The organism is Tepidiforma sp., assembly GCF_026419595.1.
Classification (GTDB): domain Bacteria; phylum Chloroflexota; class Dehalococcoidia; order Tepidiformales; family Tepidiformaceae; genus Tepidiforma.
The window spans coordinates 1-25,174 of sequence record NZ_JANZZD010000032.1; the positions used below are offsets into that span (position 1 = coordinate 1).

The window sequence follows — 25,174 nt, forward strand, 5'->3', positions numbered from 1 at the left end:
AACGCCCGCACCTCCGGGTGCCACCGCGGCGCCTCGGCGCTCTCCGTGAACCGTACGCCCAGCACCTGCTGGTAGACGCTGAACAGCCCTTCGATGACCGCGTCGAGCGGGAAGTACTGGGCCACTTCGAACTCATCGACCGCGTACTCCGCTTTCAGCTGTTCGTTGTGCCAGTAGCGCCAGTCCCAGATGTCGACCCGGTCCGAGCCCGTCCGCGCCTGCGCGAACGCCCGCATCGCCGCGAAGTCGCGCTCCGCTTTCACCGCCACCTTCGCCCGCAGGTCGGCGAGGAACTCCTCCACCGCCTGCCGCGTCCCGGCCATCCGCGTCTCGGTCCGGTAGTCGGCCCACGAGGCGTACCCCAGCAGCTCCGCCGCCTCCTGCCGCAGCCGCAGCGCGCGCTCCAGCAGCTCCACGTTCTGACGGCCGCCCTTCCGCTGGTCCTTTTCGAACAGCTGCCGCCGCAGCTCGCCGTCCGGGCAGTTCGCCATGAACGGCTGGATCTCCGGGTAGTCGAGCGAGACCCGGTAATACGTCACCCCGTCCCGCTCCACGGTGCGCAGCCGCTCGACCCACCCCTCCGGCATCCCGGCCAGCTGCTCCCGCGTCACCTCGATGCCGTCGTCGTAGTCGTCGATGTTGTTCCGGAACTGGATGCCGATGGCGACCAGCTCGTCCATCAGCGCCCGCAGCCGGTCCCGCTGCTCCTTCGGCAGCTCGAAGCCGTTCCGCCGGTAGTCCCGCAGTTCGAACGCGAGGTAGCGCGCGTCCTCGCCCGTCAGCCCCTTCGCCTCGTCGCTCGCTGCGAACTGCCGCACCGCCTCGTACAGGTCCTCCCGGAACGACAGTTCCACGAGGTACTTGTCGAGCCGCTCGTCCCACTCCCGCGCCGCCGTCCGGAGCCCGTCATCGGCCGAGACGTAGGCGAGGAAGGCGTACGCCCCGGAGGCGATGGCCACCGGCTCGAGCGCCTCCTCCAGCGCCAGCATCGTGTTCGCGTACGTCCGGACGCCCGGCGCGAGCGAGACGATTTCCGCGACGCCGGCCTCGCAGGCATCGATGGCGCGCTGGCAGGCGTCGCCCAGCTCGCCCGGCGTCAGCGTCTCCCACGGCACGAGGTCGAGGTCGCTCCCCATCCGGGCCTCCCTACCGCGTCAGCCACGCGAACTGCTGCGGCTTCCGCTGGCTCCGCGCGCTGATCATGATGTTGACGATCGCCGGCTTGTCGCAGGCGAGGGCGGCTTCCAGCGCCGGCCGCAGCTCCGCCGGCTCCGTCACGAAGAAGCCCTTCCCGCCGTACATCTCGGCCATCTTCTCGTAGCGCGCGTTCGGGGTGTAGGCGCTCGGCGGCACCCGCGTCGGGTCCAGTTCGTCCGGCCCGCCGCCGATGCCGTTGTTGTTGATGATGATGAAGACGATGTTGTTCAGGCCGTAGCGCGCCGCCGTCTCCACCTCCATCCCGCTGAAGCCGAAGGCCGAATCCCCCTCGATGCAGAACACCCGCTTGTCCGGGTGCACGGCCGCGGCCGCGATCGCCTGCCCCACGCCGACGCCCATCGTGCCGAACGACCCCGCGTCCAGCCGGTGCCGCGCGAAGAAGTTCGGCATCAGCGTCCGGCCGATGTCCATCGTGCTCGCGCCTTCGTTCACGATGATGGCGTCCCGCGGGATGTACTCCCGCACGTCGCGGTAAACCCGGTAGTAGCTCATCGGCACCGATTCATCGGCCATCATCTCCGCCACGGTCGCCGCGTTCTCTTCGATCTTCTTCCGCAGCCCGGTCCACCACGTCGTCTCCGCCGGGTACTGCCACGGCGCCTTCGCCAGCGCCTCGTTCAGCTGCGCCGTAATCGCCTTCGCATCGCCGACGAGCGCCACCTCCGTCGGCACGTTGTTCCCGATCTCTTCCGGCGCGATGTCGACCTGGATGACGCGCACGTTCGGGTCGAACCGCGGCGGCTGCCCGAAGTGCAGGATCCAGTTCAGCCGCGCCCCCAGCAGCAGGACGAGGTCCGCATTCTGCAGCGCGTACGACCGCGCCGGCGAAATCGCCAGCGGGTGGTCGTCCGGCACGACGCCCTTCCCCATCGGCGTCGGCAGGAACGGCAGCTGCGTCGCGTCGATGAATTTCCGCACCTCGTCCTCAGCGCGGGCGTACGCCGCGCCCTTCCCGACGATGACGAGCGGCCGCTCCGCCGACTTCAGCGCCTCCAGCGCGCGTTCGATGTTCTCCCACGGCGCCAGCGACCGCGGCGGCTCGGGGCAGCGCGGCGGAAAGTGCACCTCGCTTTCGTCCACCGTCCCGGTGATGATGTCGCCCGGCAGGTCGAGGTACGCCGCCCCCGGCCGGCCGGAGATGGTCGCCCGCACCGCCTGCTCGACGAAGAAGGGGATCCGCTTCGTGCTGTCAGGCCGGGCGGCATACTTCGCGTACGGCCGCGCCGTCTCGATCTGCGGCGCCTCCTGGAAGGCGCCCTGCCCGTTCTGGTACGAATCGTTCGCGCCGCCGATCAGGATCATCGGCCAGCAGTTCGCCCACGCGTTCGCCATCCCGGCGATGCCGTGCACCATCCCCGGCCCCGAGACGGCGAGACAGACGCCCGGCCGGCCGGTCAGATAGCCGATCGCCGCCGCCGCGTAGCTCGCCGCCTGCTCGTTCCGGAAGCCGAAGAACTTGATGCCCTCCCGCTGGGCGTGGACGGCGATCGGCACCACCGGGATGCCGACCACCCCGAACATGTACTCCACGCCCTGCTGCTTCAGGGCCTTCGCGACGATCTGCGCACCGGTCAACTCTGCCACGGGAACTCCTCCCCAATCCTCGAAACTCCGTTGTGCCGGCAACTCTACGGGAAGCCGCTCCCACCGTACACGCCGGCGCCGCCCCCGGTGTAGCCTCGTTCCATGGCCCGCGTCCGCGCCGACCTCCTCCTCGTCCAGCGGGGCCTCGCTGAATCCCGCGAGCAGGCCCGCCAGCTCATCATGGCCGGGCAGGTTCGCTCCGGCACGCGGACCCTCGTCAAGCCCGCCGAGCCGCTGGACCCGGCCGCGCCGCTCGAAGTCCTCGAACCCCTCCGCTACGTCAGCCGCGGCGGCCTCAAGCTCGAAGCCGCCCTCCGCGACTTCGGCATCGACCCTGCCGGGCTCGTCTGCCTCGACCTCGGCGCTTCGACCGGCGGTTTCACGGATTGCCTCCTCCAGCACGGCGCGGCCCGCGTCATCGCCGTCGATGTCGGCCGCGGCCAGCTCCACCATCGCCTCCGCGGCGACCCCCGCGTCGAACTCCTCGAAGGCGTCAACGCCCGCAGCCTGCCGCCGCTGCCGCCCGTCGATCTCGTCGTCGCCGACCTCTCTTTCATCTCGCTCGAGAAGGTGCTTCCCGCCGCTGCCGCCCGCGTCCCGCCGCGCACCCCCGTCATCGCCCTGCTGAAGCCGCAGTTCGAAGCCGGTCCGGCCGAGGTGCCGGCGGGCGGCGTCATCCGCGACCCGGCCGTCCTCGAACGGGTCCGCGCCCGCTTTCTCGCGTGGGCCGCTGCTCACGGCTGGGAAACCTGTGGCATCATTCCCTCGCCCATCCGCGGGGGCGACGGCAACACCGAGTACCTCGTCTGCCTGCGCACCCCGCCCGCCGGAGACGCCTGAATGCTGCGCCGCGCCGTCATCTTCCATGCCCCCCGGAGCGAAGGCGCCCTCGCCTTCGGCCGGCAGGTCGCGCAGGAGTTCGGCCGGCGCGGCATCGCCGCCGCCGTCCACGACGCATGGGGCGAACCGCCCGCTGCCGACCTCGCCGCGGCCGACCTCATCGTTTGCGTCGGCGGCGACGGCACCGTCCTCCGCACCGCGCGCATCACCATCCCCCACGGCACGCCCATCCTCGGCGTCAACATGGGCCGTCTCGGCTTCCTCACCGATATGAGCCCGCGCGACTTCTTCACCTGCATCGAGCGCATCGTCGCCGCCGACTGGCGCATCGAAGAGCGCATCATGGTCCACGGCGAAGTCATGGCCGACGGCGCGCCCATCCACGCCTTCGACGGCCTCAACGACATCGTCGTCTCGCGCAAATCCCCCGGCCGGCCCGTCTACGTCGACGTCCACATCGACGGCGCGCGCCTCGCCATCTTCCGCTGCGACGGCATCATCGTCGCCACGCCCACCGGCAGCACCGGCTACTCCCTCAGCGCGGGCGGCCCGATCCTCGCCCCCACCGAGCACCACCTCGTCCTCACGCCGGTCTCCGCCCACCTCGCGCTCGGCCGCTCGCTCGTCCTGCAGCCCGAATCCGTCATCGAGATGGCCGTCACCAGCGAGCAGGGCGCGATCGTCAGCATCGACGGGCAGGTCGATGACCCCGTCGCCGCCGGCGTCCGCATCGTCGTCCGCCAGAGCGACCACATCACCCGCTTCGTCCGCTTCCGCGAACCGTCGAGCTTCTACGCCGAGCTCGCCGAGAAGCTCGAAATGCAGCTCTCCAGCACCATGAACCCCAGTGCTTGAACGGCTCGACATCACCTCCTTCGCCGTCGCCCGGGATGTCGCCCTCGACCTCCGCCCCGGCCTCACCGTCTTCACCGGCGAGACCGGCGCCGGGAAATCGCTCATCGTCGACGCCATCGCCTTCGTCTTCGGCGCCCGCATGGGCCGCGACGTCGTCGCCGCCGGCGCCGAACGCGCCACCGTCCGCGCCCGCCTCGCCCGGGGCGGCCGCACCGTGACCGTCGAGCGCACGCTGACCATCGCCGGCCGCTCCTCCTACCGCATCGACGGCGAGCCCGCCCGCCTCGAAGACGTCCGCGCCCTCGCCGAGGGCTTCCTCGACATCCACGGCCAGTCCGAGCAGCTCGCCATCCTCCGGCCTGCCGTCCAGCTCGCCGCGCTCGATGAGTTCGCCGGCCTGCAGGACAAGCGCGCCGCCGTCGCCGCCCTCGTCCGCGAGCTGCGCGACGTCCGCCGCCGCCTCCACGCGCTCCGCACCGACGCCCGCGAGCGCGAGCGGCTCGTCGAGCGCCTCGGCTACGAAGTCGCCGAGATCGACGAAGCGGCCCTTGCCCCCGGCGAAGACGAGGCCCTCCGGGCCGAGCAGGCGCGGCTCGGCAACGCCGCCCGCCTGCGCGAAGAAGCCGAGCGCGCCCTCGCCGCCCTCGACGACCCGGCGGCCGGCGAGGCCCTTGCGGCCGTCCGCGCCATCACCGCCCGCGACCCCTCCGCCGCCGACCTCGCGGATGCCGCCGGCATCTACGAAACCGCCGCCGCCGACCTCCGCCGCGCCCTCCGCGCCTACCGCGACGCGCTCGACGAAGACCCCGAGCGCCTCGCCTTCGTCACCGAGCGGCTCGACCGCATCGCCCGCCTCCTCCGCAAGTACGGCGACACCATCGAGGCCGTCCTCGCCTACCGCGATGAGGCCGCCGCGCGGCTCGCCGATCTCTCCGGCGCCGAAGCCTCGGCCGGCGAACTCGAAGCTGCGGACGCCCGCCTCCTCGCCGAACTCGCTGAACGGGCCGGCGCGCTCTCCCGCGCGCGGCGCGCCGCCGCCGGCCGCCTCGCCGCCGCCATCGCCGCCGAACTCGATGAGCTGGCGATGGGCGGAGCCCGCCTCGCCGTGGCCTTCACCTGCGAGGACGACCCGGCCGGGCCCGCCGTCGCTCTCCCCGACTACGAGGTCATCGCGAGCGAGCAGGCCGCCGAACCCGCCGGCGCGCTCGAGCCCGTGCCCCGGGCATTCACCGAAACCGGCGTGGACCGCGTCGAGTTCCTCGCCTCGTTCAACCCCGGCGAGCCGCCGCGGCCGCTCTCCGCCGTCGCCAGCGGCGGCGAAACCTCCCGCTTCCTCCTCGCGCTCACCGTCGCGCTCGGCCAGGCGAGCGAAGGCCGCCTCGAAGTCCTCGACGAAGTCGATGAGGGCGTCGGCGGCCGGACCGGCGCCGTGGTCGGCCGGGCGCTCCGGCGGCTGGCCCGCCGCCACCAGGTGCTCTGCATCACCCACCTGCCCCAGGTCGCCGCCTTCGCCGATGCCCACTGCGTCGTCGAGAAGCGCACCGACGGCCGCCGCACCTGGTCCGATGTATGCGAAGTCGCCGGCGACGCCCGCCGCGCGGAGCTCGCCTCGATGCTCGGCGGCGTGACGCCCGCCAACCTGGCCGCCGCAGATGATCTGCTCGCCTCAGCCGCCGCGCCTGCCTGAGGCGCCCTCCACCTGCCGCCGGACCGCGACGACCCGCCGCACCGCCTCGCCCAGCGCGTAGCCCGGGTCCGAACCCGCCCGCGCTACCTGCAGCGCCACGACGACCGCTTCCAGCGCCGCGACCACATCAAGGAGCACCTGCCGCCCCTCAGGTGAATCCGTCAGCCAGTCGCTCGTCACGAAGCCAGTCTGCGGCGCGGGCGCCGGACGGCACAGGGCCGGGAGCGTGACGGCCGCGTGAAGAAGCGGGGCCGCTCAGCTCCGTTCATCGGCCCGCAGGTGGGCCGTCGCCAGGCGGTCCGCGTACGCGTTCCACCGCGAGGCGGCGTGCCCCCGCACCCACGCAACCTTCGCCAGCGGCCGCTGCTGCTTCAGTTCCCACGCCCGCTGCACCAGGTCGAGGTTCATCACCGGCCCGTCCTTCCGCTTCCAGCCGCGCGCTTCCCACCCCTTCGCCCATTCGTTCAATGTCCGCACCACCAGCTGGCTGTCGGAATAGACCGTGATCGGCTCGCCGGGCGGCGCCATTTCGAGGCCGGCGATCATCGCCGTCCACTCCATCCGGTTGTTCGTCGTCGAGGGCTCGAAGCCGTTCCGCTCCTCGACCACGGTCCCGTCGCGGACGAAGACCGCGCCCCAGCCGCCCGGCCCCGGGTTCCCCTGGCACGAGCCGTCGGTGAAGATGCCCGTCTGCGGGTCGTCGTCCCCGTTCGCGCCGCCGGGCGCCGCAGCGGCCGTGCCCGCGCCGCCTGTGCTCCGCCCGGCATCCCGGCAGCGCATGCAGCGGCGCGGCCGCCAGCCCGGGTATTTCGCCAGCGTCCCCGGCGCGATCGAAAACGTGCTCCCGCAGCGCTCGCAGGTGAACTCCGGCACGCCCAAACCCTACCGGCTCCGCCCCTTCCCGGCCACGCGCCCGGCCCGCCGCGCTACAATCCGGCATCTCATTCAACGGAGATGGCGCATGGCGGACAGGCTCGCGGGCAAGGTGGCGATCGTCACTGGCGCCGGCTCGCAGGACGACGGCATCGGCAACGGCCGAGCCATCTCCGTCCTCTTCGCCCGCGAAGGCGCCCGCGTCCTCCTCGTCGACCGCCGCCTGCCCGCTGCCGAGCACACCGCCCGCCTCATCGCCGCCGAGGGCGGCGCGGCCGAACCGTTCGAAGCCGACGTTACCTCCGAGGCCGCCTGCCGCGCCATGGTCGAACGGGCGCTCGGCCGCTGGGGCCGCCTCGACATCCTCGTGAACAACGTCGGCATCGGCATCGCGAAGCGCGTCACGGCGGTCACGCTCGAGGAGTGGGAGCTCCAGATGCGCGTCAACGTGACGAGCATGGTCCTCGCCAGCAAGCACGCCATCCCCGCCATGCTCGCCTCCGCCGGCGGCGGCGCGGTCCTCAACGTCTCCTCCATCGCCTCGCAGAAGGGCCGCGGCCTCGCGCCCTACGCTGCCTCGAAAGGCGCGGTCGAAGCGCTCACCCGCGCCATGGCCGCCGACCACGGCCGCGAGGGCATCCGCGTCAACGCCATCGCTCCCGGGCCGGCCTACACCCCGATGGTCGCCGCGCGCGGCATGCCCGAAGCCGTCCGCGAAGCCCGCCGGAAGTCGACTGCCCTCGGCCTCGAAGGCACCGCGTGGGACATCGCCGCCGCCGCCGTCTACCTCTGCTCCGATGAAGCCCGCTGGGTCACCGGCGTCGTCCTCCCGGTCGATGGCGGCGTGCTCGTGAACTGACCCGCCGTCCCTCCCCTGCGCCGGCTCTGCCCGGCGGCCGAACCTTCAGATGTGAAGGCCCGCGCCGTCCTCGCGTTCGCGCTGCTCGCCGTCGCCGCGCTCGGCGGCGCTGCGCCGTCCCGCGCGCAGCAGGCCCCGGCCTTCGTCTCGGCATCCGAAACCGCGTACCGGCTCGATACGCCCGCCGGGAAGGTCGCGGTGACCATCCGCGCCGAGTTCCTCAACCAGTCCCAGCAGGAGCTCCGCGAGCTGCCGCTCTACGTCCTCCCCCATGCGCTCGACCTCGCCGTCGCGAGCGGCGGCAAGCCCCTCCAGTTCACCCTCCAGCCCGGCGACGAAGCGGCCCGGCGCACCGCCGTCGCAACCGTCGCGCTCGCCGAGCCGCTGAAGCCGAACCGCCGCGTCACCCTCGAAGCCTCCTACCGTCTCGAACCCTCGGCCGGCCCGCTCATGACGCTCGAGCCCGGCCTCATCGAAGTCCCCTTCATCGGGCAGGGCCCCGGCTCGTGGGTCTTCGTCGATGTCCCGAAGAGCGGCGACAACGTCCTCGACCCCGGCTGCCTCGTCGGCAAAGACCAGCCTTCGGAGGTGAAGAGCGCTGGCCTCCAGCGCTGGGTCTGCGGCAACGTCTTCCTCATCGCGCTCTCGGCCGATGACCCGTCCGTCCTCGACCGCTGCGCCGCACTCGACGAGCGCTGCCGCCAGCGCTTCGACCCCGGTGTCTTCTCCGCCTTCGCCCTCTCCGTCACCGACGAATCCCGCCGCGGCGTCCTCACCGAATCCGTCACGATGCCGGACGGCCGGCAGGTCGCGATGACGCTGAAGTTCTTCCGCCGCGACGCCGACTGGGCCGCGCGGCAGTTCGCCATCGCCAGGCAGGCGTTCCCCCTCCTCGAGAGCCTCTTCGGCTTCACGTACCCCTACACCGACGTGACGATGCGCCAGTCCTACCACATCGCGAACTACGGCATCGCTGGCGTCGCCTTCTCCGGGCTCGGGCAGGTGCTCCTCTCGCACGAAACCGGCGGCATCGACGAGGAAGTGACCATCCACGAGCTCGCCCACCAGTGGGCCGGCACCACGCAGTTCGCCCGCCCCTTCCTCTGGGAGGGCCTCGCCGAGTGGGCGACCCGCGTCGTCGCGCCGCAGCTCGGCGTCGCCGTCCGGCCGCTCGACTGGAAGTCTGCCGGCTTCTCCGCCCCGCTCGCCTCGTGGGGCTCCGTCGCGGGCGGCTCGCCCGCCTACTGGTACGGGCGCTCGGGCGATTTCTGGTTCGCCTACGAAGCCGCCATCGGCGGCCGCCAGAACATGACGACCGTCCTCTCCCGCGTCGACGACGAGCCCGCCCTCTGGCCGCTCAAAGAAGGCTGGTTCATGGACCAGGGCGAGTTCCTCTCCGACCGCAACCTCGATGCGCTCTTCCTCGAATGGGTCTTCGTGCCCGAAACCGCGAAGACGCTGCTCGAACAGCGCCGCGCCGCCCACGACCTCGTCCGCGGCCTGCGGAACCGCGCCGCCGAGGCCGGCCTCGGCTCCGGCATCCCCTCCGACATCTACAACAACCTCATCGCGTGGGTCTTCGAGCCCGTCGCCGGGCAGGTCGCCGAGGGCGACCGCATCATCGCGGCCAACCGCTCGGCCGCCTCGCTCGCCGCCGGCGCGGGCCTCCGCGTGCCGGATGCCGTCGCGGTGTCCTGGGGCAAAGCGCGCCTCTCCGAGACCGCCCGCCTCATCGAAGACATGCGGCAGGCCGTCGTCGCCATCCAGGCCGCCGAGGCCGAGCTCGCCGGCGAGCCCGAAGGCTCGCGGTTCCGCGAAGGCGTCCGCGAAGCCCGCTCCCGCTTCGAGCAGGGCGACTTCGCCGGCGCGCGGACGGCCGCGGCCTCCGGCGTCACCGGCCGCGTCAACGCCGCCGCCGCCGAGAAGCTCATCGACCTCGCGAAGGAGAAGCGCGACAGCTTCAGCCCCGGCTTCTTCGGCCGCATCGGCATGCTCTTCGAAGACCCCGACGCGAAGCTCGCCGAGGCGGAAGCGGCGCTCGCCGCTGGGGACGGCACGCGCGCCCTCGACCTCGCCCGCCAGGCCTACGAGACCTGGGACGGCGCCTCCTCACGCGGTCTCCAGCGTCTCGCTGTCCTCGCGGCCGTCATGGGCGCGCTCAGCTTCGCGACCTGGCTCGTGCTGAAGCGGCTCGAACAGCCGCCGGCCGCGAAGAAACTCGGCCAGGGCCACTACATCGAGACCGGCGCCCGCGCCGGCTCCTGGAAAGACTGGGAGAACACGCCCGAGTAAGCCCCCGCCTTCATCCCGCGCCCCCGCCCCGCTACAGTCAGGAGCGTGAGCCCTGAGTTCGACGTCATCGTCGTCGGCGCCGGCCCCGCGGGCAGCTCGGCCGCGCGCGAACTCGCCGCGGCCGGCGCGCGCGTGCTCCTGCTCGACCGTGCCGGATTCCCGCGCTACAAAGCCTGCGGCGGCGGCATCCCCCGGCGCACCGCGCGCCTCCTCCCGTTTCCCATCGAGCCGGTCGTCGAGGACGACGTCAGCCTGCTCGATATCGCATGGCGCGGCCGCTACCGCTTCGTGCGCGACTCCGGCGAACCCTTCGCCGCCATGGTCATGCGCGCGCGCTTCGATGCGCTGCTGCTCGAGCACGCCCGCCGCGCCGGCGCGGAATTCCGGCCCGGTAGCGCCGTCCGCGCCCTCGAAACCGGGCCGCAGGGCGTGCTCGTCCGCACCGACGACGGCTTCGCGGCGTCCGCCTCCTTCCTCGTGGCCGCGGACGGCGCCCACTCGCCCGTCGGCCGCATGGCCGGCCTGGGCGGCGACCTCGCCGAGTGCGCTGCCTACGAAGTCGAGGTCCGGGCCCCCGGTCCGCAGCTCCGCGCCGCCCGCGGCACCGCCTTCATCGAACTCGGCTACCGGCCGTGGGGCTACGCCTGGCTCTTCCCCAAGGCGGAGGTCCTCTCCATCGGCATCGTGCTCCCGCCCGGGCAGGCCGGGACGATGAAGCAGCAGGTCGGCGCCTACTTGCGCCGGCTGGGGCTCGAATCGGCGCCGGCCGATATCGCCAAAGGACATAAGATCCGGTTCCGTCGCGGCGGGGAGGCCATCGCCTCCGACCGCGTACTGCTCGCGGGCGACGCGGCTGGTCTCGCCGACGAGTTCACCCAGGAAGGCATCTACTACGCCATCGAGTCCGGCCGCATCGCCGCCCGCGCGGCCCTCCGCGCGCTCGCCGGCGCCGGGCCGCTCACCGCCTACCAGCGCGACATCGACCGCGAGGTGATGCCGGAGCTGCGCGCCGCCCGCCTCATCGCCTACATGTTCTATGGCATGCTCGGCCGCTTCCCCGGCCCGTGGATGCGCGCCACCCGCGCCGTCCCCTACCTCTGGGACGCGTTTTTCGCGGTCCAGCGGGGCGAATCGACGTACGCGCGCGAAGCCTCCCGCGTTCCCATCCTCCCCGCCATCGCCGCCCGCCGGCTCGCCCGCGCCGACGCCTGATGCGCGACCCGAAGCGGATCATCGAGCTCCTCGCGCCCGTCTACGGCATGCCCGTGCTCCAGCCGAGCGGCGACCCGCTCGCCGAACTCATCCTCACCATCCTCAGCCAGAACACCTCCGATACCAACAGCGGCCGCGCGTTCATCTCGCTCATGCGCCGCTTCCCGTCGTGGCGTGCCATGGCCGATGCCCCGCTGGGCGAGATCGAGGCGGCCATCCAGCCCGGCGGCCTCGCCCGCCAGAAGGCCCCCCGCATCCAGGCCGTCCTCCGCGCCGTCGAGGCCCGCTCCCCCGACCTCGACCTGGCCTTCCTCCGCGGCCTGCCGCTCGAGGAGGCGCGGGCGTGGCTCCGCTCCCTCCCCGGCGTCGGCCCGAAAACGGCCGCCTGCGTGCTGCTCTTTTCGCTCGGTCTCCCGGCCCTCCCCGTCGATACGCACGTCGAGCGGGTCGCCAAGCGCCTCGGCCTCGTCCCGGAGCGGACCCCCGCCGACCGCGCCCACGACCTGCTCGAAGCGCTCGTCGACCCGGCCGACTACTACCCGTTCCACATGCTCCTCATCAAGCACGGCCGGCGCACCTGCAGCGCGCGCAAGCCGGCCTGCGACCGCTGCCCGCTGCTCGCATGCCCCTCCCGGCTCGAACCGCCCGTTGAGGCCCCCGCGGCCCCCGCGTAGAGTTCCCGCCGTGGAGTACCGCTGGCGCGCTCTTGCCGCCGTGGCCTTCGGCACCTACATGGCCACGATGGATTTCTCCATCGTCAACGTCGCGCTCCCGACGCTGGCCCGCGAATTCGACCGCTCCCCGGACGCAGTCGTCTGGGCGACGCTCATCTCCAGCCTCGCCGTCACCGGCCTCACGCTCACCGCCGGCCGCGCCGGCGACCTCTACGGCCGGAAGCGGGTCTACCTCGCCGGCTGGGCCATCTTCACGGCCGGCATGCTCCTCGCCAGCTTCGCCGCCACCCTCGAACAGCTCGTCGCGATGCGCCTCCTCCAGTCGGTCGGCGTCGCGCTCGCCATCGCCAACGGCAACGCCATCGTCACCGAAGCCTTCCCGCCGGCGCAGCGCGGCCAGGCGCTCGGCACCACCGGCGCCGTCGTCGGCGCGGGCCTGATGTCGGGCCCGATCCTCGGCGGCCTCATCCTGCAGTTCTTCTCGTGGCACGCCATCTTCCTGCTCCGGGTGCCGATCGGGCTCGCCGCGTTGCTGCTCGCCTGGGCCGTCATCCGCCCGTCGCAGCCGGCCGGCGGCCCCGGCAGCCGCCGGATGGACGTGCCCGGCGCGTTCGCCCTCTTCGCCACGCTCTCCGCCGCGCTCCTCGCGGTCAACCGGGGCCAGGCCTGGGGCTGGACATCCCCCGCCATCCTCGCCCTCTTCGCCCTGGCGGCGGCGTCGCTCGCCGCCTTCATCCGCATCGAATCCCGCTCGCCCAGCCCGGTCGTCGCCCTCGGCCTCTTCCGCGAGCGCGCCTACTCCGTCGGCGTCAGCAGCCTCGCGCTGAACTTCGCCGGCCAGTCGGCCGTCACCTTCCTCCTCCCCTTCTACCTGCAGGAGGTGAAGGGCTACTCCACGGGACAGGTCGGGCTCGTCGTCGCCACCGTGCCGCTGATGATGCTGCTCCTTTCGCCGCTGAGCGGCCGCGCGAGCGACCGCTACGGCTTCGCCCACCAGGCCACCGTCGGCATCGCGCTCGTCGCGATCGGCCTGCTCTCCCTCGCGACCATCACCGCGGACACGCCGCTCCCCGCCATCATCGCCCGGCTGGCCGTCGTCGGCATCGGCACGTCGATGTTCATGTCGCCTAACAGCGCGACCATCATGAACAGCGTGCCGCCCGACCGCCTCGGCACCGCCTCCGCGAGCGTCGCGACCGCCCGGAACATCGGCAACGCCGTCGGGCTCGCGCTCGCCAGCGCGGTGCTGGTCGCCGTCGCCACGGCTTCCGCCGGCTTCGCCGCCTCCCGTGTCGCCGACCTCCCGGATGCCGCCATCGTCGACGGCGTCCGCGCCGCGTTCGCGGCGGCCGGTGTCGCCTCATCGTTCGCCGTCGTTGCGTCCCTGTTCCGCGGCCAGCGCCGCGTCACCGTCATCGCCGCCGAGCAGGCGCCCGTCCCGGGCGGCGGGAACACCCCCGCACACTGACCGCTGAAGGAGAACGTCATGGAACGCCGTTTCGAAGGCAAGGTCGCCGTCATCACCGGGGCTGCGGGCGGCATCGGCCGCGCCGCCGTCGAACGCTTCGCGCAGGAAGGCGCGAGCATCGTCGCCGTCGACCTCCCCGGCACCGCGCTGGATGAGGCCGTCGCCGCCGCTGAGGCTGCTGGGGCCCGGGCCGTTGCCGTCCCCGCCGACGTCACCCGCGCGGCCGACGTCGAACGGTACGCCGCCGCCGCGCGCGACCGCTTCGGCCGCATCGACGCCTTTTTCAACAACGCCGGCATCGAAGGCTGGATCGGTCCCATGCTCGCCTACCCGGAGGAGCAGTTCGACCGCGTCCTCGCCGTCAACGTCAAAGGCGTGTGGCTCGGCATGAAATACGTCGCGCCCGTCATGGCGGCCAACGGCGGCGGCTGCATCGTCAACACCGCCTCCGTCGCCGGCCTGAGCGGCACCCCCGGCATCATCGCCTACGGCGCCAGCAAGCACGCCGTCGTCGGCATGACGAAGACGGCCGCGCTCGAACTCGCTCCGATGCGCATCCGCGTCTGCGCCGTCTGCCCCTCGCCGATCGAGACGCGGATGATGCGCGCCCTCGAACGCGGCATCAACCCGGACGAGCCCGAGGCCGTCCACCAGCAGTTCGCGGCGACGAACCCCCTCGGCCGCTACGGCGAGCCCGCCGAAGTCGCGGCCCTCGTCGCCTACCTCTGCAGCCCCGATGCGAGCTACCTCACCGGCACCATCATCCCGATCGACGGCGGCCGGATGGCCCGCTGACTGGAGAAACCGGCGCCCCCGGCCGATTTTCCGAATGTGAAAGGTGCGGAGCCGGCGATCGTCTGCGAAGCCGTCTCCCGCCGCTTCGGTGAGCGGCTGGCGCTCAGCGGCCTCACCCTCGCCGTCGAGCGCGGCGAAATCCTCGGCCTCCTCGGCCCGAACGGCTCCGGCAAGACGACCACGCTCCGCATCCTCGCCACCCTGCTCCAGCCCCACGAAGGCGCCGCCCGCGTCCTCTCGTTCGACGTCGCCCGCGACGCGATGGAAGTCCGCCGCCGCATCGGCGTCATGCCCGAACGCCCGAGCCTCTACGAGCGGCAGACGGTCGAGGCGAACGTCAGCTTCTGGGCCGAAGCCCACGGCCTCGCCGACCCCGCCGGGGCGGTGCGCGACGCCCTCCGGTTCGTCGGGCTCGAAGACCGCCGGCGCGACCCGGTCGGCAGCCTCTCGAAAGGCCTCAAGCAGCGCGTCGCCCTTGCCCGCGCCATCGTCCACCGCCCGCCCGTGCTCCTGCTCGATGAGCCGTCCTCCGGCCTCGACCCCTCGGCAGCGGCGGCGATGGAAGGCCTCATCCGCGACCTCGCGCGCGACGGCGCGACCGTGCTCCTCAACACCCACCGCCTCGCCGAGGCCGAACGCCTCTGCGACCGCGTCGCCATCCTCCGCGAAGGCCGCCTCCTGCGCATCGGCACGCCCCGGCAGGTCCGCGCCGCGCTCCTCGGGCACATCGTCGAAGTCGAACTCGCGGGCATCGTCGATGCCCCTGCGCAGCGGGCCGTCGAGTCGTTCCCCGCGGTCCGCGAGACGTGGTGGGCGCCGTCCGCCATCCGCGTCCGCCTCGCCGATGCCGAGCGCGACACCCCCGAACTCGTCGCCCGGCTGGTCAGCGCCGGGGCGCGCATCATCGCGGTGCGCCCTGCCGGCGACCTCGAGCGCGCCTACCTCGAACTGATGAGCCAGCCCCTCCCCGGGAGCCTCGCCGCATGAACGCCATCATAGCCCGGCCGCCGGTCCGCGCCCTCGCGCGCAAGGAGCTCCGCGAACTCCGCCGCCACCGGATGATCGTCGCCACCGCCGCCATCCTCCCGGTTGCGTTCCTCGTCCTCCCGGTCGCGAACCTCCTCTTCTACGACCCCGCCCGCGCCATCGGCGGGCCGGACTTCGCCGTCGGGCAGGCGATGTTCTGCTTTTTCCTCACCCCGGTCATCATGCCGGCCACGATGGCGGCCTACGGCATCATCGGCGAACGCGACCAGGGCACGCTCGAACCGCTCCTCACCCTCCCGCTGAGCGACCGCGAGCTGCTCGCCGGCAAGGTCGCCGCAATCCTCCTCCCGACGCTCACGGCGTCGTTCGCCATCTACGCCGTCTACATGGCGGCCGTCGCCGCCGTCGTCAGCGAACCCGTCCGGTCGCCGGCGCTGGACTGGACGTGGCCGTTCGGCCTGCTGCTGACGGGTCCGCTCCTTGCGCTCTTCTCGACGCTCACCGGCCTCGTCTTCTCCGCCCGCTCGAAAGATGTGCGCGTCGCCGAGCACCTGAGCGGCCTCGTCCTGCTGCCCTCCATGCTGCCCGTCCTGCTCATCGTCACGCGGACCATCGAGCCGTCGCTCCTCACCTGGCTCGGCTTCGCCGCGGTGCTCGCCCTCGTCGATGCGGCGCTCTGGAAGACTGCCGTCCGCGCCTTCGACCGCGAGCGCGCGATCAGCACCGTCTGAGTTGCGGCCGCTCGCCTTCGCGCTGTCCCCGCCGTAGCCTTGCCCCGTGAGCGACGCCGACCCGTCCGATGCGGTCCTCGCCGGCGCCCGTGCGGCTGCCCCCATCGCCCTCGTCGTCGCCGTGTTCGGGGCCTCCTTCGGCGTGCTCGCGCCGGCCGCCGGCTTCAGCCCCGCTGCCGCGCTCGTCATGTCGGCGACCACGTTCGCAGGTTCCGCTCAATTCGCTGCCGTCTCGGTCCTCGCCGAGGGCGGGAGCCTCGCCGCCGCCGTCGCTGCGGCGCTCCTGCTCAACGCCCGCTACGGCCCGATCGGGCTCTCGGCGGCGCCTGCGCTGAGGGGCGGGCCGGCGCGCCGCTTCTTCGCCGCACAGCTCCTCGTCGACGAATCGTGGGCGATCGCTGCCGGGCCGTCGGGCCGCATCGCCCCCCGGCGGCTGCTCGGGGCCGGCGGAGCCCTCTACCTCGGGTGGGTCGCCGGGACGGCCGCGGGCCTCGCGGCGGGGACCGCCGTCGCCTCGCCGGCGGCGCTCGGCCTCGATGCCGCCTTCCCCGCGCTCTTCCTCGGGCTGCTCGCGCCGCTCCTGCGCAGCCCCGCCGGCCGCCGCGCGGCCGCCGCCGGCGCCGTCATCGGCCTCGCGCTCACGCCGGTCGCGCCGCCCGGTGTGCCCATCATCGCCGCCGCGCTGGGCGCGTTCGCCGGGGCTGCGCGCTCGTGAGCGCCGCCTGGGCGGCCGTCGTCCTCGTCGGCCTCGGCACCGCTGCCTTGAAAGGGGCTGGCCCGCTCTTCTTCGGCGGCCGCACCCCGGGCGAGCGGCTCAACCGCCTCCTCGAAGCGCTCGCGCCGGCGCTGCTCGCCGCGCTCGTCGCGACCTCCACCGCCGCCGACGGCGGCCGCCTCGCGCTCGATGCGCGCTCAGCCGGCGTCGCCGCCGCCGCGCTGCTGCTCGCGTTCCGGGCGCCGGCCATCGCCGCCATCGCCGCCGCCGCGGCCGTCGCCGCCCTCGTCCGCGCGGCCGCGTGAACGGACGCGCCTACGCCGGCGCCCGCACCACGAGCACGGGCCGACCGCTCGCCCGGATGACCTCCTCCGCGACGCTCCCTGCGAGCAGGTGTGAGAGCCCCGAGCGGCCGTGCGTGGCCATCGCGATGACGTCGGCATCCAGCTCGTTCGCCAGCTCGATGATCGCCTTCGCCGCCTGGTCCGCCCACTCCACGTGGACCGTGACCGCGGCGCCCGGCAGCTCCGCCTTCGCGATGTCCTCCAGCTTCTCCCGCCACTCGGTCGATTTCCGGGCGATCGCCTCGCCGTGGCTCTCGATCAGCCGCGGCGCAGGGATGCGGATCGCCGCGGTGCCGAACGCCGCCCCGAGCGGCTCGCGGACCGGATGTTCCGACCTGCCGCGGACCGCGCCGGGGTCGAGCACCGTCGCCAGGTGCACCTCGATCCCGGGCGCCATCTCCACGAGCCGGCGCACCGCCGGCATGATCGCCAGCGCCGTCGCGCTCCCATCCAGCGGAACCAGTGCGCGCATCGCCGAACCTCCAGCCGTTTCCCGCATCCTGCCCGGCCACGCTCATCGCGCCACCGGCCATTCGGTCCACCCCGCGCCGTCCGGCCGGCCCGAACGTCAACAAAACGTTATCTTCGAAAAATTCCGCTCCCGCCCTCTTGCGCTCCCTGCTGAGCAGGTGCTAAAAATTGCGTGGGTCGCGCTGGATGTCGTGTCCGCTCCACACATCCACCGGCCCTATTTTGTTGCCACTCGGCGGTGCCCTTCCCGCCGCCTGCTGGTACACTCGAGCCCGATGAAGACGCGCCTCATCTCCGCCACGATCGCCGCCTCCCTGTTCGCCCTCGCGCTGGCCGCGCCCGTCCTCGCCGATGACGGCCACGGCGCGCCGGACCCGATGGTCCAGTCCGGCGGCGGCGGGAGCGGCGTGCTCGAGCCCGTGCTCTGGTCGCTTGCCGGCGTCGCCATCTTCGCCGTCGGCCTCGGCGTCCTCTACCTCCTCAAGCGGCAGGTCGGCGGCTTCCCCGAGAACCCGGACTGGGTCGCGCCGATCTCCATCATGCGCTCGCGCGACCTCCCGGCGGACGATGGCGACGCCCACGGCCACGGCGACAGCCACGGCCACGACGCCCACGCTCCCGCCCACTGACGGCGCGCTCCTCGGCGTTCATCGGAAACGAACGAGCCCGGCTCCTGAGAGCCGGGCTCGCTGCTTCTCGCTGGTGCGTCCGCGCTACGTCAGCTTGAGCGACAGCGTCTGCGCAAGGTCGAGGTGGATGCCGGGCCCCATCGTCGTCGTCAGCGTCGCGCTGCGGATGTACTGGCCCTTCGCCTCCTTCGGCTTCGCCGCGTTCACCGCCTCGATGAGCGCCGCCATGTTCTCCTTCAGCTTCCGGTCCTCGAAGCTGACCTTGCCGAGCGGCACGTGGATGTTCGCGAGGCGGTCGAGCCGGAACTCGACGCGGCCCTGCTTCGCCTCCTGGACCGACTTCGCGATGTCCTCCGCGCCGACGACCGTCCCCGAGCGGGGGTTCGGCATCAGGCCGCGCGGGCCGAGGATGCGGCCGAGCCGGCCGACCTTGCCCATCATTTCGCGCGTCGCGATCGCCACGTCGAAATCGAGGAACCCGCCCTCGATCTGCTTGATCAGGTCATCGCTGCCGACGAAATCGGCGCCGGCCTCGCGGGCGGCCGCCGCCGCATCGCCCTCGGCGAACACCAGCACGCGCATCACCTTGCCGAGGCCGTGCGGCAGCACCGTCGAACCGCGGATCTGCTGTTCCGCATGCCGCGGGTCGAGCCCCGTCTTGATGTGCAGCTCGACCGTCTCATCGAACTTCGCCGGGTGGATCTCCTTCGCCAGTGCGATCGCTTCGTCCACCCCGTAGAGCCGCGACTTGTCGACCTTCGCGGCGGCTTCCCGGTAGCGCTTCCCGTGCTTCGGCATCAGTCCACCACCTCGATGCCCATGCTGCGGGCCGTCCCTTCGATGATCCGCATCGCTTCCTCGACCGTGTTCGCGTTCAGGTCCGGCAGCTTCGTCTCCGCGATCTTCCGGATGTCCTCGACGGTCACCCGGCCGACCTTGTTGAGGCGCGGGTTCCCGCTCCCCTTTTCGATGCCCGCCGCCCGCCGGAGCAGGTCCGCCGCCGGCGGCGTCTTCAGGACGAACGTGAACGACCGGTCCTCGTAGACCGTCAGCTGGGCCGGGATGATCAGCCCGATCTTGTCCTGCGTGCGGGCGTTGTACTCCTTGCAGAACTCCATGATGTTCACGCCGTGCTGGCCGAGCGCGGGGCCAACCGGCGGTGCCGGGTTCGCTTTCCCGGCGGGCAGCTGCAGCGTGAGCACTGCCCTCACTTTCTTCGCCAATGTCGTCTCCTTGTGTCCAAGCGGCGCGGTGTCCCGCGCCTCCACGAGTCCCGCCGAATCCGGCGAGCCAACTATCAAGTATCGCCGGTCCGCCGCTCTCGAACAAACCCGTCCCGCCCGGCGCGGCCGCGCTTCCCTCGCGCCGGGCGAACCTTTCGCCCCGGGTAAAAGGCGATTTACCGGAAAGATGACTTCCCCGAACCGCCCTCGTGCGTATACTCCCCGAATCGCCCTCGCGTTCTATGGCTCCCATCGACGTGAGGGCGAACACAGCATGGGGGGACCTCAACGACCTATGTCCGAAAACTACTGGACGCGAAAGCTCGCCCGGCAGGGCATCAGCCGGCGCCGTATCCTCGGCGGCGCCGCAACCGCTGGCATCGGCGCGGCAGCCCTCGGCCTCGTCGGATGCGGCGACGACGACGACGATTCCGGCCCGAGCGGCGGCTCCACGGCCCCGTCCGGCTCCGGCACGCCCGCCGCCAGCCCGACCGGCGCGGCCCAAACTCCGCAGAAAGGCGGCCGCGCCCGCTTCGTCTCCGCCAACAACACCTGGGACACCTTCGACGTCGACCGCTCCCGCTTCTCCCCGGTCGCGTGGCTCATGGGCATGACGAACCTCGGCGTCACCCAGTGGAAGAGCTTCACCAGGGCCGAAATCGAAGGCGCCTTCGCCGAGAAGTGGGAGCAGCCCGACCCCAACACCATCGTCTTCACCGTCCGCCAGAACCTCTTCTGGCACGATAAGCCGCCCGTCAACGGCCGCCAGGCGACCGCCGAGGACATCGCCTTCTTCATCGAGCGCAACAAGAATGGCAAGCTCCTCGACGGCACCGTCGACCCGAACTTCTACCGCAAGTCGGCCTACCAGAACGTCGACAAGGTCGAAGTCGTCGACAACCGCACCGTCCGCGTCACCTTCACCAAGCCGGACCCCTTCTTCCTCACCACCCTCGCCGGCTCCTACTCGAAGGTCCAGGCCCCCGAGGCCGTCCGCGCCTTCGAAAAGGACTACGCCAACATGAAGGCCGACCTCGTCATCGGGACCGGCGCCTTCGTCCTCCAGAAGTGGAGCGCTGACGGCGATTCCGAATGGGTCCGCAACGAGAAGTTCTACACCCAGGTCAACTGGGACGGCGTCAAATGGCTCCCGCTCTTCACCGACCAGACGGCCCAGCAGGCCGCGTTCGAGCAGAAGCAGCTCGACGCCTTCACGCCGACCCAGAACCAGGTCATCCAGGACCTGCTGAAGCGGTACGAAGGCAAGATCCACGAGGTGAAGATCTTCGGCGGCAACCCGCAGGCCGGCACCTACTACGGCGGCGCGGCTCCGTGGAATAACCCGAACCTCATCGGCGCCATCTTCCGCGCGCTCGACCGCCGCGCCCTCATCCAGTCGCTCCTCCAGGGCAAGGGCGTCCTCTCCGGCAACGTGCCGCCCACGCAGGCCGCCTTCGCCATCACCGAGAAGGAGCTCATCACCTTCCCCGGTTACCTCGAAGACCGCGCGAAGGATGAAGCCGAGGCGAAGAAGATGTGGGAAGCCGGCGGCGGCCCGGCGCTCGGCGACATCATCGTCGACATCCCGGACATCTGGGAGGGCCTCTACTCCGGCGGCGCCGCCCTGATCACCAACAACCTCAAGCGCGTCCTCGGCAACAACTTCGTCGCCAAGATCGAGCCGTACGCCACGATCACCAACAAGATCGTCAAGCAGGAGTACGGCAACGGGAAGAACAACATCTGGTACGGCTGGATCACGGAGGTCTCCGACCCCGAGCCCACGCTCCTCAACTACCTCCAGTACAACTCGACCCAGCCGCAGTTCCAGCAGTTCGGCGTCAAGATCGATAAGGTCGACCAGCTCACCGCGCAGGCCGTCACCGAGTTCGACATCGCCAAGCGGCAGGAGATCGCCAAGGAAGTCATGCGCGAGCTGGTGAAGAACTACGGCGCCGGCGTCCCCTACAACATGGTCGCCGTCAACTCCTCCCTCCGCTGGAACTACCTCAAGTACCCGGAGGCCGTCGCCTTCGTCCAGATGCACCAGTACGGCACCCAGTTCTGGTTCGACCAGAACGACCCGACCTGGCAGGGCCGGCCGGCCTGACGTCGCTTCTCCACTGCGGGCCGAGAGGCGCTAGAATGCGCCCTCGGCCCGCAGTGCACGTTCAAAGGGACAAGGGGGACAGCAACCGTGAGGACCTACATCCTGCGCCGGGTGATCGTGAACATCCCGGTCATCTGGCTGGTCGCGACACTCGTCTTCTTCGCGACCAGCGTCCTGCCGGGCGACTTCGTCGCCCAGCGCATCGCCGCCCAGGACCCGACATCCGGCGACCCGGCCGCCCGCCAGGCGCAGATCGATGCCGTCCGCAAGGATCTCGGCCTCGATAAGCCGGTCGTCCAGCGCTACTTCATCTACCTCGGGAACCTCCTCCGCGGCGATTTCGGCATCTCCTACCAGACGCGGGAGTCGGCCCTCGAAGGGATGAAGGAAGGCCTCCCCTACTCCATCCAGCTCGCGCTCATGTCCCTCGTCATCGGCATCGTCACCTCCGTGCCGATCGGCATCATCTCCGCCATCCGGCAGGACAGCCTCATCGACTACGTCCTCCGCGTCTTCGCCATCCTCGTCCTCGCCATGCCGAACTTCTGGCTGGCGACCATGGCGGTGCTCTACGTCGTCCGCTGGGGCCTCTGGGAGGTGCCCATCTCCAGCGCCCCACTCCTCTGGGAGGACCCGGGCGCCAGCATCCGCCTCTTCATCATCCCGGCCGTCGTCGGCGGCCTCGCCTCCGGCGCGGGCGTGATGCGGCTCCTCCGCTCCCAGATGCTCGAGGTGCTCCGGCAGGACTACATCCGGACTGCCTGGGCGAAGGGCATGCGTGAGCGCGTCATCATCATCCGCCACGCGCTCAAGAACGCCCTGGTGCCGGTCGTGACCGTCCTCGGCCTCACGTTCGCCGGCCTCCTCTCCGGCAACGTCGTCTTCGAAAACATCTTCGCCATCCCGGGTGTCGGCCGGCGCATCCTCGCCGCCATCGTCGCCCGCGATGTCCCGGTGGTGCAGGCGTTCGTTCTCGTCATCGCCACCTTCGTCGTCTTCGTCAACCTCGCGATCGACCTGCTCTACGGCGTGCTCGATCCGCGCATTCGGTACTCCTAGGAGGAAGCTGCCATGGCTCAGGAACAGGCAGTGATGGAACGGCCCGGCACCTTCGGCGTGCCGCGGAGCCTCAGCGACCGCCCCGTCTACGTCCGGGCGATGGTCCATACCGGCCGCTTCTTCCGAAACAAGCCCCTCGGCGGCTTCGGCGTCGTCGTCATCGCCCTCTGCGTCTTCGCCGCCATCTTCGCCGACGTGATCGACCGGTACGACCCCGAAGAGATCTTCAAAGCGCCGAACCCCGCCTACGACCCCGAACTGGCGGAGAAGGCCCTCACCGACCCGACCATCCGCCTCCAGTACCCGCCGGAAAAGCTGGAGAAGAACGACTTGCCGATCCGCTTCGGCGGGCCCAGCTCGGCTCACTGGCTCGGCACCGACGGCCTCGGCCGCGACCTCTACTCCCGCATCATCCACGGCTCCCGAACCGCCCTCTACGTCGGCCTCGGCGCCGCCCTCATCGCCACCATCAGCGGCGTCATCGTCGGCCTCGCGAGCGCCTACTTCGGCGGCTTCGTGGACTTCTTCGTCCAGCGCATCGTCGATACGCTCCAGGCGTTCCCGCCGCTCGTCCTGCTGTTGCTGTTCGGGCAGGTCGTCGCCAACCCCACCCTCACGGTGAACACCATCGCGCTCGGCATCTTAGGCACGGCGAGTTCGTCGCGCGTCGTCCGCAGCGCCGTGCTCGCCGTCCGCGAGGAGGTCTACGTCCTCGCCGCGCGCACGCTCGGCGCCAGCGACCTCCGCATCATGATGCGCCACATCTTCCCCAACATCACCGCGCCGATCATCGTCACCTTCACCAGCTCGATCGGCATCTACATCCTCGTCGAGGCGACCCTCGCCTTCCTCGGCCTCGGCGACCCGACGGTTCCCTCCTGGGGCAAGATGATCGAGGAAGGCCGCCGTAACGGCCCCTCGAACCCGTGGATGGCCTTCATCGTCGGCATGGCGCTCACCTTCGTCGTCCTCGGGTTCAACCTCGCCGGCGATGCCCTGCGCGACGTCCTCGACCCGCGCCTCCGCGGCCGGGGCGGTCGCGCCGGCTTCTGACGGGACAGGCCGTCCCTCGAAGCAATCCGAACGCAGCGCGAAGCGCCCCGGCCAAACTGGCCGGGGCGCTTCGTTCATGCGCCGATGTCGAACGCGGCGTTGACGCTGACGGGCTGGACCGCCCTTAGACCCGCTCCACCTGGAGGAAGTCGAGCTCGACGGGCGTCTCGCGCCCGAACATGTTCACGATGACCTTCACGCGGCCCTTTTCGGTGTTGATCTCGTCCACCGTGCCGACGAAGTCCTCGAACGGCCCATCCACGATGCGCACCGACTGGCCCGGCTGGAACGCCACCCGGACGCGCGGCTGTTCCATCCGCATCGCACGGAGGATGTGGTTCACTTCCTCCTTCGAAAGCGGGACCGGCGCCGTGCCCGAGCTGACGAAGCCCGTCACGCCCGTGGTGTTGCGGATGAGCTGCCAGACGGCGAGCGCCTCCTGACGCTTCTTCGCCTCGTTCTCGTCCGCCCCCGCCTCCCGCGCGCTCGCCTTCGTATCGGCGTCCTTCATCGCGTCGAGCGGGATGGTCTGGACGAGCACGTAGCCGGGGTAGAGCTTCCGCTTCACCGTCCGGCGCTGGCCGTCGCGGATTTCGATCTCGTCCTCGGTCGGGACGATGACGTGGAAGATCTTGTCGCTCGCGTCGACCTTGGCGACGGTCGCCTTGATCGCGTTGCGGACCTTGTTCTCGTGGCCGCTGTAGGTGTGGACGAAGTACCAGCGCCGCGTCGGGTCGTTGATCTCCTCGTCGGTCAGCTGCTCCTGTTCGAGCGCGTCCTCGTCCTTCCGCCGCCGCGGCGCGCGCTTCGGCTTCTGGTCGGGTCCGATATCGGAAAGCGCCGTAATCGCCTTCGGTTCGTCAGTCATCGTTAGAAGAACAGCCTCTCGATCGTCCAGCCGAAGACGAGGTCGACCGCGCCGAGGAAGAGCCCCATCAGCACGGCCACGATGGCGACCACGATGGTGAGGTAGCGCGTCTCCTGGAAGGAGGGCCACGTCACCTTCCGCAGCTCCGCGATGACGTCGCCCACGAACCGCGGCTGCAGCCGCTTCAGGAACCCGAACGGGTTCCGCTTCGGGGCCTCCGGGCGGGCGATCGGCCCGGCCGGGGCCGAAGGCCGCGGCAGCGACGTCCGCGGCGCGCGAACCCCGTCGGCCGGCTGGGAACCCTCCGGCGCAGCAGTCGCCGCGCGCCGGCGTTGTGTTCGTGCCATCGGCGTTACCGCGTCTCCCGGAACAGGACGTGCTTCCGCAGCCCCGGGTGATACTTCTTCAGCTCGAGCCGGCTGGAATCGTTCCGCCGGTTCTTCTGGGTGGTGTACCGGTACACCGGCCCCTCCGTGCTCTGGAGGTGGATGATGATCCGGTCCCCCTTCTTGCTGGCCATGGCTCTCTCCCTCCTGCCCGGGCAGGCAAACCTCAGGCGAGGATCTTGGTGACGACGCCGGCGCCGACGGTGCGGCCGCCTTCGCGGATGGCGAAGCGGAGGCCGTC

The 25,174-nt window shown here is 71.4% G+C and carries 27 protein-coding genes and 1 pseudogene; 17 read left to right on the plus strand and 11 right to left on the minus strand.

Annotation, left to right across the window (positions count from 1 at the left end; genetic code table 11):
* Positions 1-1,136, minus strand: a 1,136-nt coding sequence (locus tag N2041_RS12715; RefSeq protein ID WP_297678953.1) for a M3 family metallopeptidase, incomplete at its 3' end; no start/stop codon positions are given.
* 10 nt (positions 1,137-1,146) lie between these two features.
* Complete coding sequence (oxc, locus tag N2041_RS12720) at positions 1,147-2,802, minus strand: oxalyl-CoA decarboxylase (RefSeq protein ID WP_297678954.1); 1,656 nt, start codon at positions 2,800-2,802, stop codon at positions 1,147-1,149.
* A gap of 102 nt (positions 2,803-2,904) precedes the next feature.
* Between oxc and N2041_RS12725 the strand changes: the two genes are divergently transcribed.
* From N2041_RS12725 to recN, 3 genes are read left to right on the plus strand one after another with little or no spacing between them, the layout of a single operon-like run.
* A complete protein-coding gene (locus N2041_RS12725; RefSeq protein WP_297678955.1) occupies positions 2,905-3,642 on the plus strand; it encodes a TlyA family RNA methyltransferase in 738 nt (245 codons plus the stop codon).
* On the plus strand, positions 3,643-4,497 hold the full coding sequence (locus tag N2041_RS12730) for an NAD(+)/NADH kinase (protein ID WP_297678956.1): 855 nt from the start codon (positions 3,643-3,645) through the stop codon (positions 4,495-4,497). It begins immediately after the preceding gene.
* Positions 4,490-6,184 (plus strand): DNA repair protein RecN, encoded by a 1,695-nt coding sequence (recN, locus tag N2041_RS12735; RefSeq protein WP_297678957.1) that lies wholly within the window; start codon positions 4,490-4,492, stop codon positions 6,182-6,184. The genes N2041_RS12730 and recN overlap by 8 nt, the downstream gene beginning before the upstream one ends.
* Here the strand turns inward: recN and N2041_RS12740 are convergent.
* Both N2041_RS12740 and N2041_RS12745 read right to left on the minus strand, forming a co-directional pair.
* The gene (locus N2041_RS12740; protein WP_297678958.1) at positions 6,164-6,364 is read right to left on the minus strand and encodes a hypothetical protein; all 201 of its coding nucleotides are present in this window, start codon (positions 6,362-6,364) and stop codon (positions 6,164-6,166) included. The genes recN and N2041_RS12740 overlap by 21 nt on opposite strands.
* A gap of 75 nt (positions 6,365-6,439) precedes the next feature.
* The gene (locus tag N2041_RS12745; protein WP_297678959.1) at positions 6,440-7,057 is read right to left on the minus strand and encodes a ribonuclease H; all 618 of its coding nucleotides are present in this window, start codon (positions 7,055-7,057) and stop codon (positions 6,440-6,442) included.
* Positions 7,058-7,145: 88 nt separating this feature from the next.
* On the opposite strand from N2041_RS12745, the gene N2041_RS12750 reads away from it, so the two are divergent.
* The 10 genes from N2041_RS12750 to N2041_RS12795 are packed head-to-tail and all read left to right on the plus strand — an operon-like array spanning position 7,146 to position 17,095.
* The gene (locus N2041_RS12750) at positions 7,146-7,916 is read left to right on the plus strand and encodes an SDR family NAD(P)-dependent oxidoreductase (RefSeq protein WP_297678960.1); all 771 of its coding nucleotides are present in this window, start codon (positions 7,146-7,148) and stop codon (positions 7,914-7,916) included.
* Between the two features lie 51 nt (positions 7,917-7,967).
* Positions 7,968-10,208, plus strand: a complete 2,241-nt coding sequence (locus N2041_RS12755; RefSeq protein WP_297678961.1) for a hypothetical protein — start codon at positions 7,968-7,970, stop codon at positions 10,206-10,208.
* A 45-nt stretch (positions 10,209-10,253) separates the two neighbouring features.
* Positions 10,254-11,420 (plus strand): geranylgeranyl reductase family protein, encoded by a 1,167-nt coding sequence (locus tag N2041_RS12760; protein WP_297678962.1) that lies wholly within the window; start codon positions 10,254-10,256, stop codon positions 11,418-11,420.
* Positions 11,420-12,094, plus strand: a complete 675-nt coding sequence (nth, locus tag N2041_RS12765; protein ID WP_297678963.1) for an endonuclease III — start codon at positions 11,420-11,422, stop codon at positions 12,092-12,094. The genes N2041_RS12760 and nth overlap by 1 nt, the downstream gene beginning before the upstream one ends.
* A 10-nt stretch (positions 12,095-12,104) precedes the next feature.
* Complete coding sequence (locus N2041_RS12770) at positions 12,105-13,562, plus strand: MFS transporter (RefSeq protein WP_297678964.1); 1,458 nt, start codon at positions 12,105-12,107, stop codon at positions 13,560-13,562.
* 18 nt (positions 13,563-13,580) lie between these two features.
* Positions 13,581-14,357: an SDR family NAD(P)-dependent oxidoreductase gene (locus tag N2041_RS12775; RefSeq protein WP_297678965.1), complete on the plus strand. Its 777-nt coding sequence runs from the start codon at positions 13,581-13,583 to the stop codon at positions 14,355-14,357.
* Positions 14,358-14,393: 36 nt separating this feature from the next.
* Entirely contained in the window at positions 14,394-15,344 is a 951-nt protein-coding gene (locus N2041_RS12780; RefSeq protein ID WP_297678966.1) for an ABC transporter ATP-binding protein, read from the plus strand.
* Positions 15,341-16,075 carry an ABC transporter permease subunit gene (locus tag N2041_RS12785; RefSeq protein ID WP_297678967.1) on the plus strand — a complete coding sequence of 245 codons (735 nt, stop codon included), beginning with the start codon at positions 15,341-15,343 and terminating at the stop codon, positions 16,073-16,075. The genes N2041_RS12780 and N2041_RS12785 overlap by 4 nt, the downstream gene beginning before the upstream one ends.
* 46 nt (positions 16,076-16,121) lie before the next feature.
* Complete coding sequence (locus N2041_RS12790; RefSeq protein ID WP_297678968.1) at positions 16,122-16,790, plus strand: AzlC family ABC transporter permease; 669 nt, start codon at positions 16,122-16,124, stop codon at positions 16,788-16,790.
* The gene (locus N2041_RS12795; protein ID WP_297678969.1) at positions 16,787-17,095 is read left to right on the plus strand and encodes an AzlD domain-containing protein; all 309 of its coding nucleotides are present in this window, start codon (positions 16,787-16,789) and stop codon (positions 17,093-17,095) included. The genes N2041_RS12790 and N2041_RS12795 overlap by 4 nt, the downstream gene beginning before the upstream one ends.
* A gap of 10 nt (positions 17,096-17,105) precedes the next feature.
* On the opposite strand, the gene N2041_RS12800 is transcribed toward N2041_RS12795, so the two are convergent.
* Positions 17,106-17,606, minus strand: coding sequence for a universal stress protein (locus N2041_RS12800; RefSeq protein WP_297678970.1), 501 nt, complete (start codon positions 17,604-17,606; stop codon positions 17,106-17,108).
* A gap of 274 nt (positions 17,607-17,880) precedes the next feature.
* On the opposite strand from N2041_RS12800, the gene N2041_RS12805 reads away from it, so the two are divergent.
* Positions 17,881-18,234, plus strand: coding sequence for a hypothetical protein (locus N2041_RS12805; protein ID WP_297678971.1), 354 nt, complete (start codon positions 17,881-17,883; stop codon positions 18,232-18,234).
* Positions 18,235-18,318: 84 nt separating this feature from the next.
* Here N2041_RS12805 and rplA read toward each other — a convergent pair whose 3' ends face one another.
* Entirely contained in the window at positions 18,319-19,032 is a 714-nt protein-coding gene (rplA, locus tag N2041_RS12810) for a 50S ribosomal protein L1 (protein ID WP_270056051.1), read from the minus strand.
* Complete coding sequence (rplK, locus tag N2041_RS12815; protein ID WP_158065955.1) at positions 19,032-19,457, minus strand: 50S ribosomal protein L11; 426 nt, start codon at positions 19,455-19,457, stop codon at positions 19,032-19,034. Before rplK ends, rplA begins: the two co-directional genes overlap by 1 nt.
* Before the next feature lie 295 nt (positions 19,458-19,752).
* Here rplK and N2041_RS12820 point away from each other — a divergent pair, with 295 nt between their 5' ends.
* The 3 genes from N2041_RS12820 to N2041_RS12830 all read left to right on the plus strand — a co-directional run bounded on the left by N2041_RS12820 (position 19,753) and on the right by N2041_RS12830 (position 23,679).
* Positions 19,753-21,567 carry an ABC transporter substrate-binding protein gene (locus tag N2041_RS12820; protein ID WP_297678972.1) on the plus strand — a complete coding sequence of 605 codons (1,815 nt, stop codon included), beginning with the start codon at positions 19,753-19,755 and terminating at the stop codon, positions 21,565-21,567.
* 87 nt (positions 21,568-21,654) lie between these two features.
* A complete protein-coding gene (locus N2041_RS12825; protein WP_297678973.1) occupies positions 21,655-22,626 on the plus strand; it encodes an ABC transporter permease in 972 nt (323 codons plus the stop codon).
* A gap of 12 nt (positions 22,627-22,638) precedes the next feature.
* Positions 22,639-23,679, plus strand: coding sequence for an ABC transporter permease (locus N2041_RS12830; protein ID WP_297678974.1), 1,041 nt, complete (start codon positions 22,639-22,641; stop codon positions 23,677-23,679).
* Between the two features lie 124 nt (positions 23,680-23,803).
* Here the strand turns inward: N2041_RS12830 and N2041_RS12835 are convergent, their stop codons facing one another.
* The 4 genes and pseudogenes from N2041_RS12835 to N2041_RS12850 form a co-directional block, all read right to left on the minus strand.
* Complete coding sequence (locus N2041_RS12835; RefSeq protein ID WP_297678975.1) at positions 23,804-24,547, minus strand: transcription termination/antitermination NusG family protein; 744 nt, start codon at positions 24,545-24,547, stop codon at positions 23,804-23,806.
* A gap of 2 nt (positions 24,548-24,549) precedes the next feature.
* On the minus strand, positions 24,550-24,894 hold the full coding sequence (gene secE / locus N2041_RS12840) for a preprotein translocase subunit SecE (protein ID WP_297678976.1): 345 nt from the start codon (positions 24,892-24,894) through the stop codon (positions 24,550-24,552).
* A gap of 5 nt (positions 24,895-24,899) precedes the next feature.
* Entirely contained in the window at positions 24,900-25,067 is a 168-nt protein-coding gene (rpmG, locus tag N2041_RS12845) for a 50S ribosomal protein L33 (RefSeq protein ID WP_297678977.1), read from the minus strand.
* A gap of 32 nt (positions 25,068-25,099) precedes the next feature.
* Positions 25,100-25,174: pseudogene (locus tag N2041_RS12850) on the minus strand (elongation factor Tu); the annotation flags it as partial.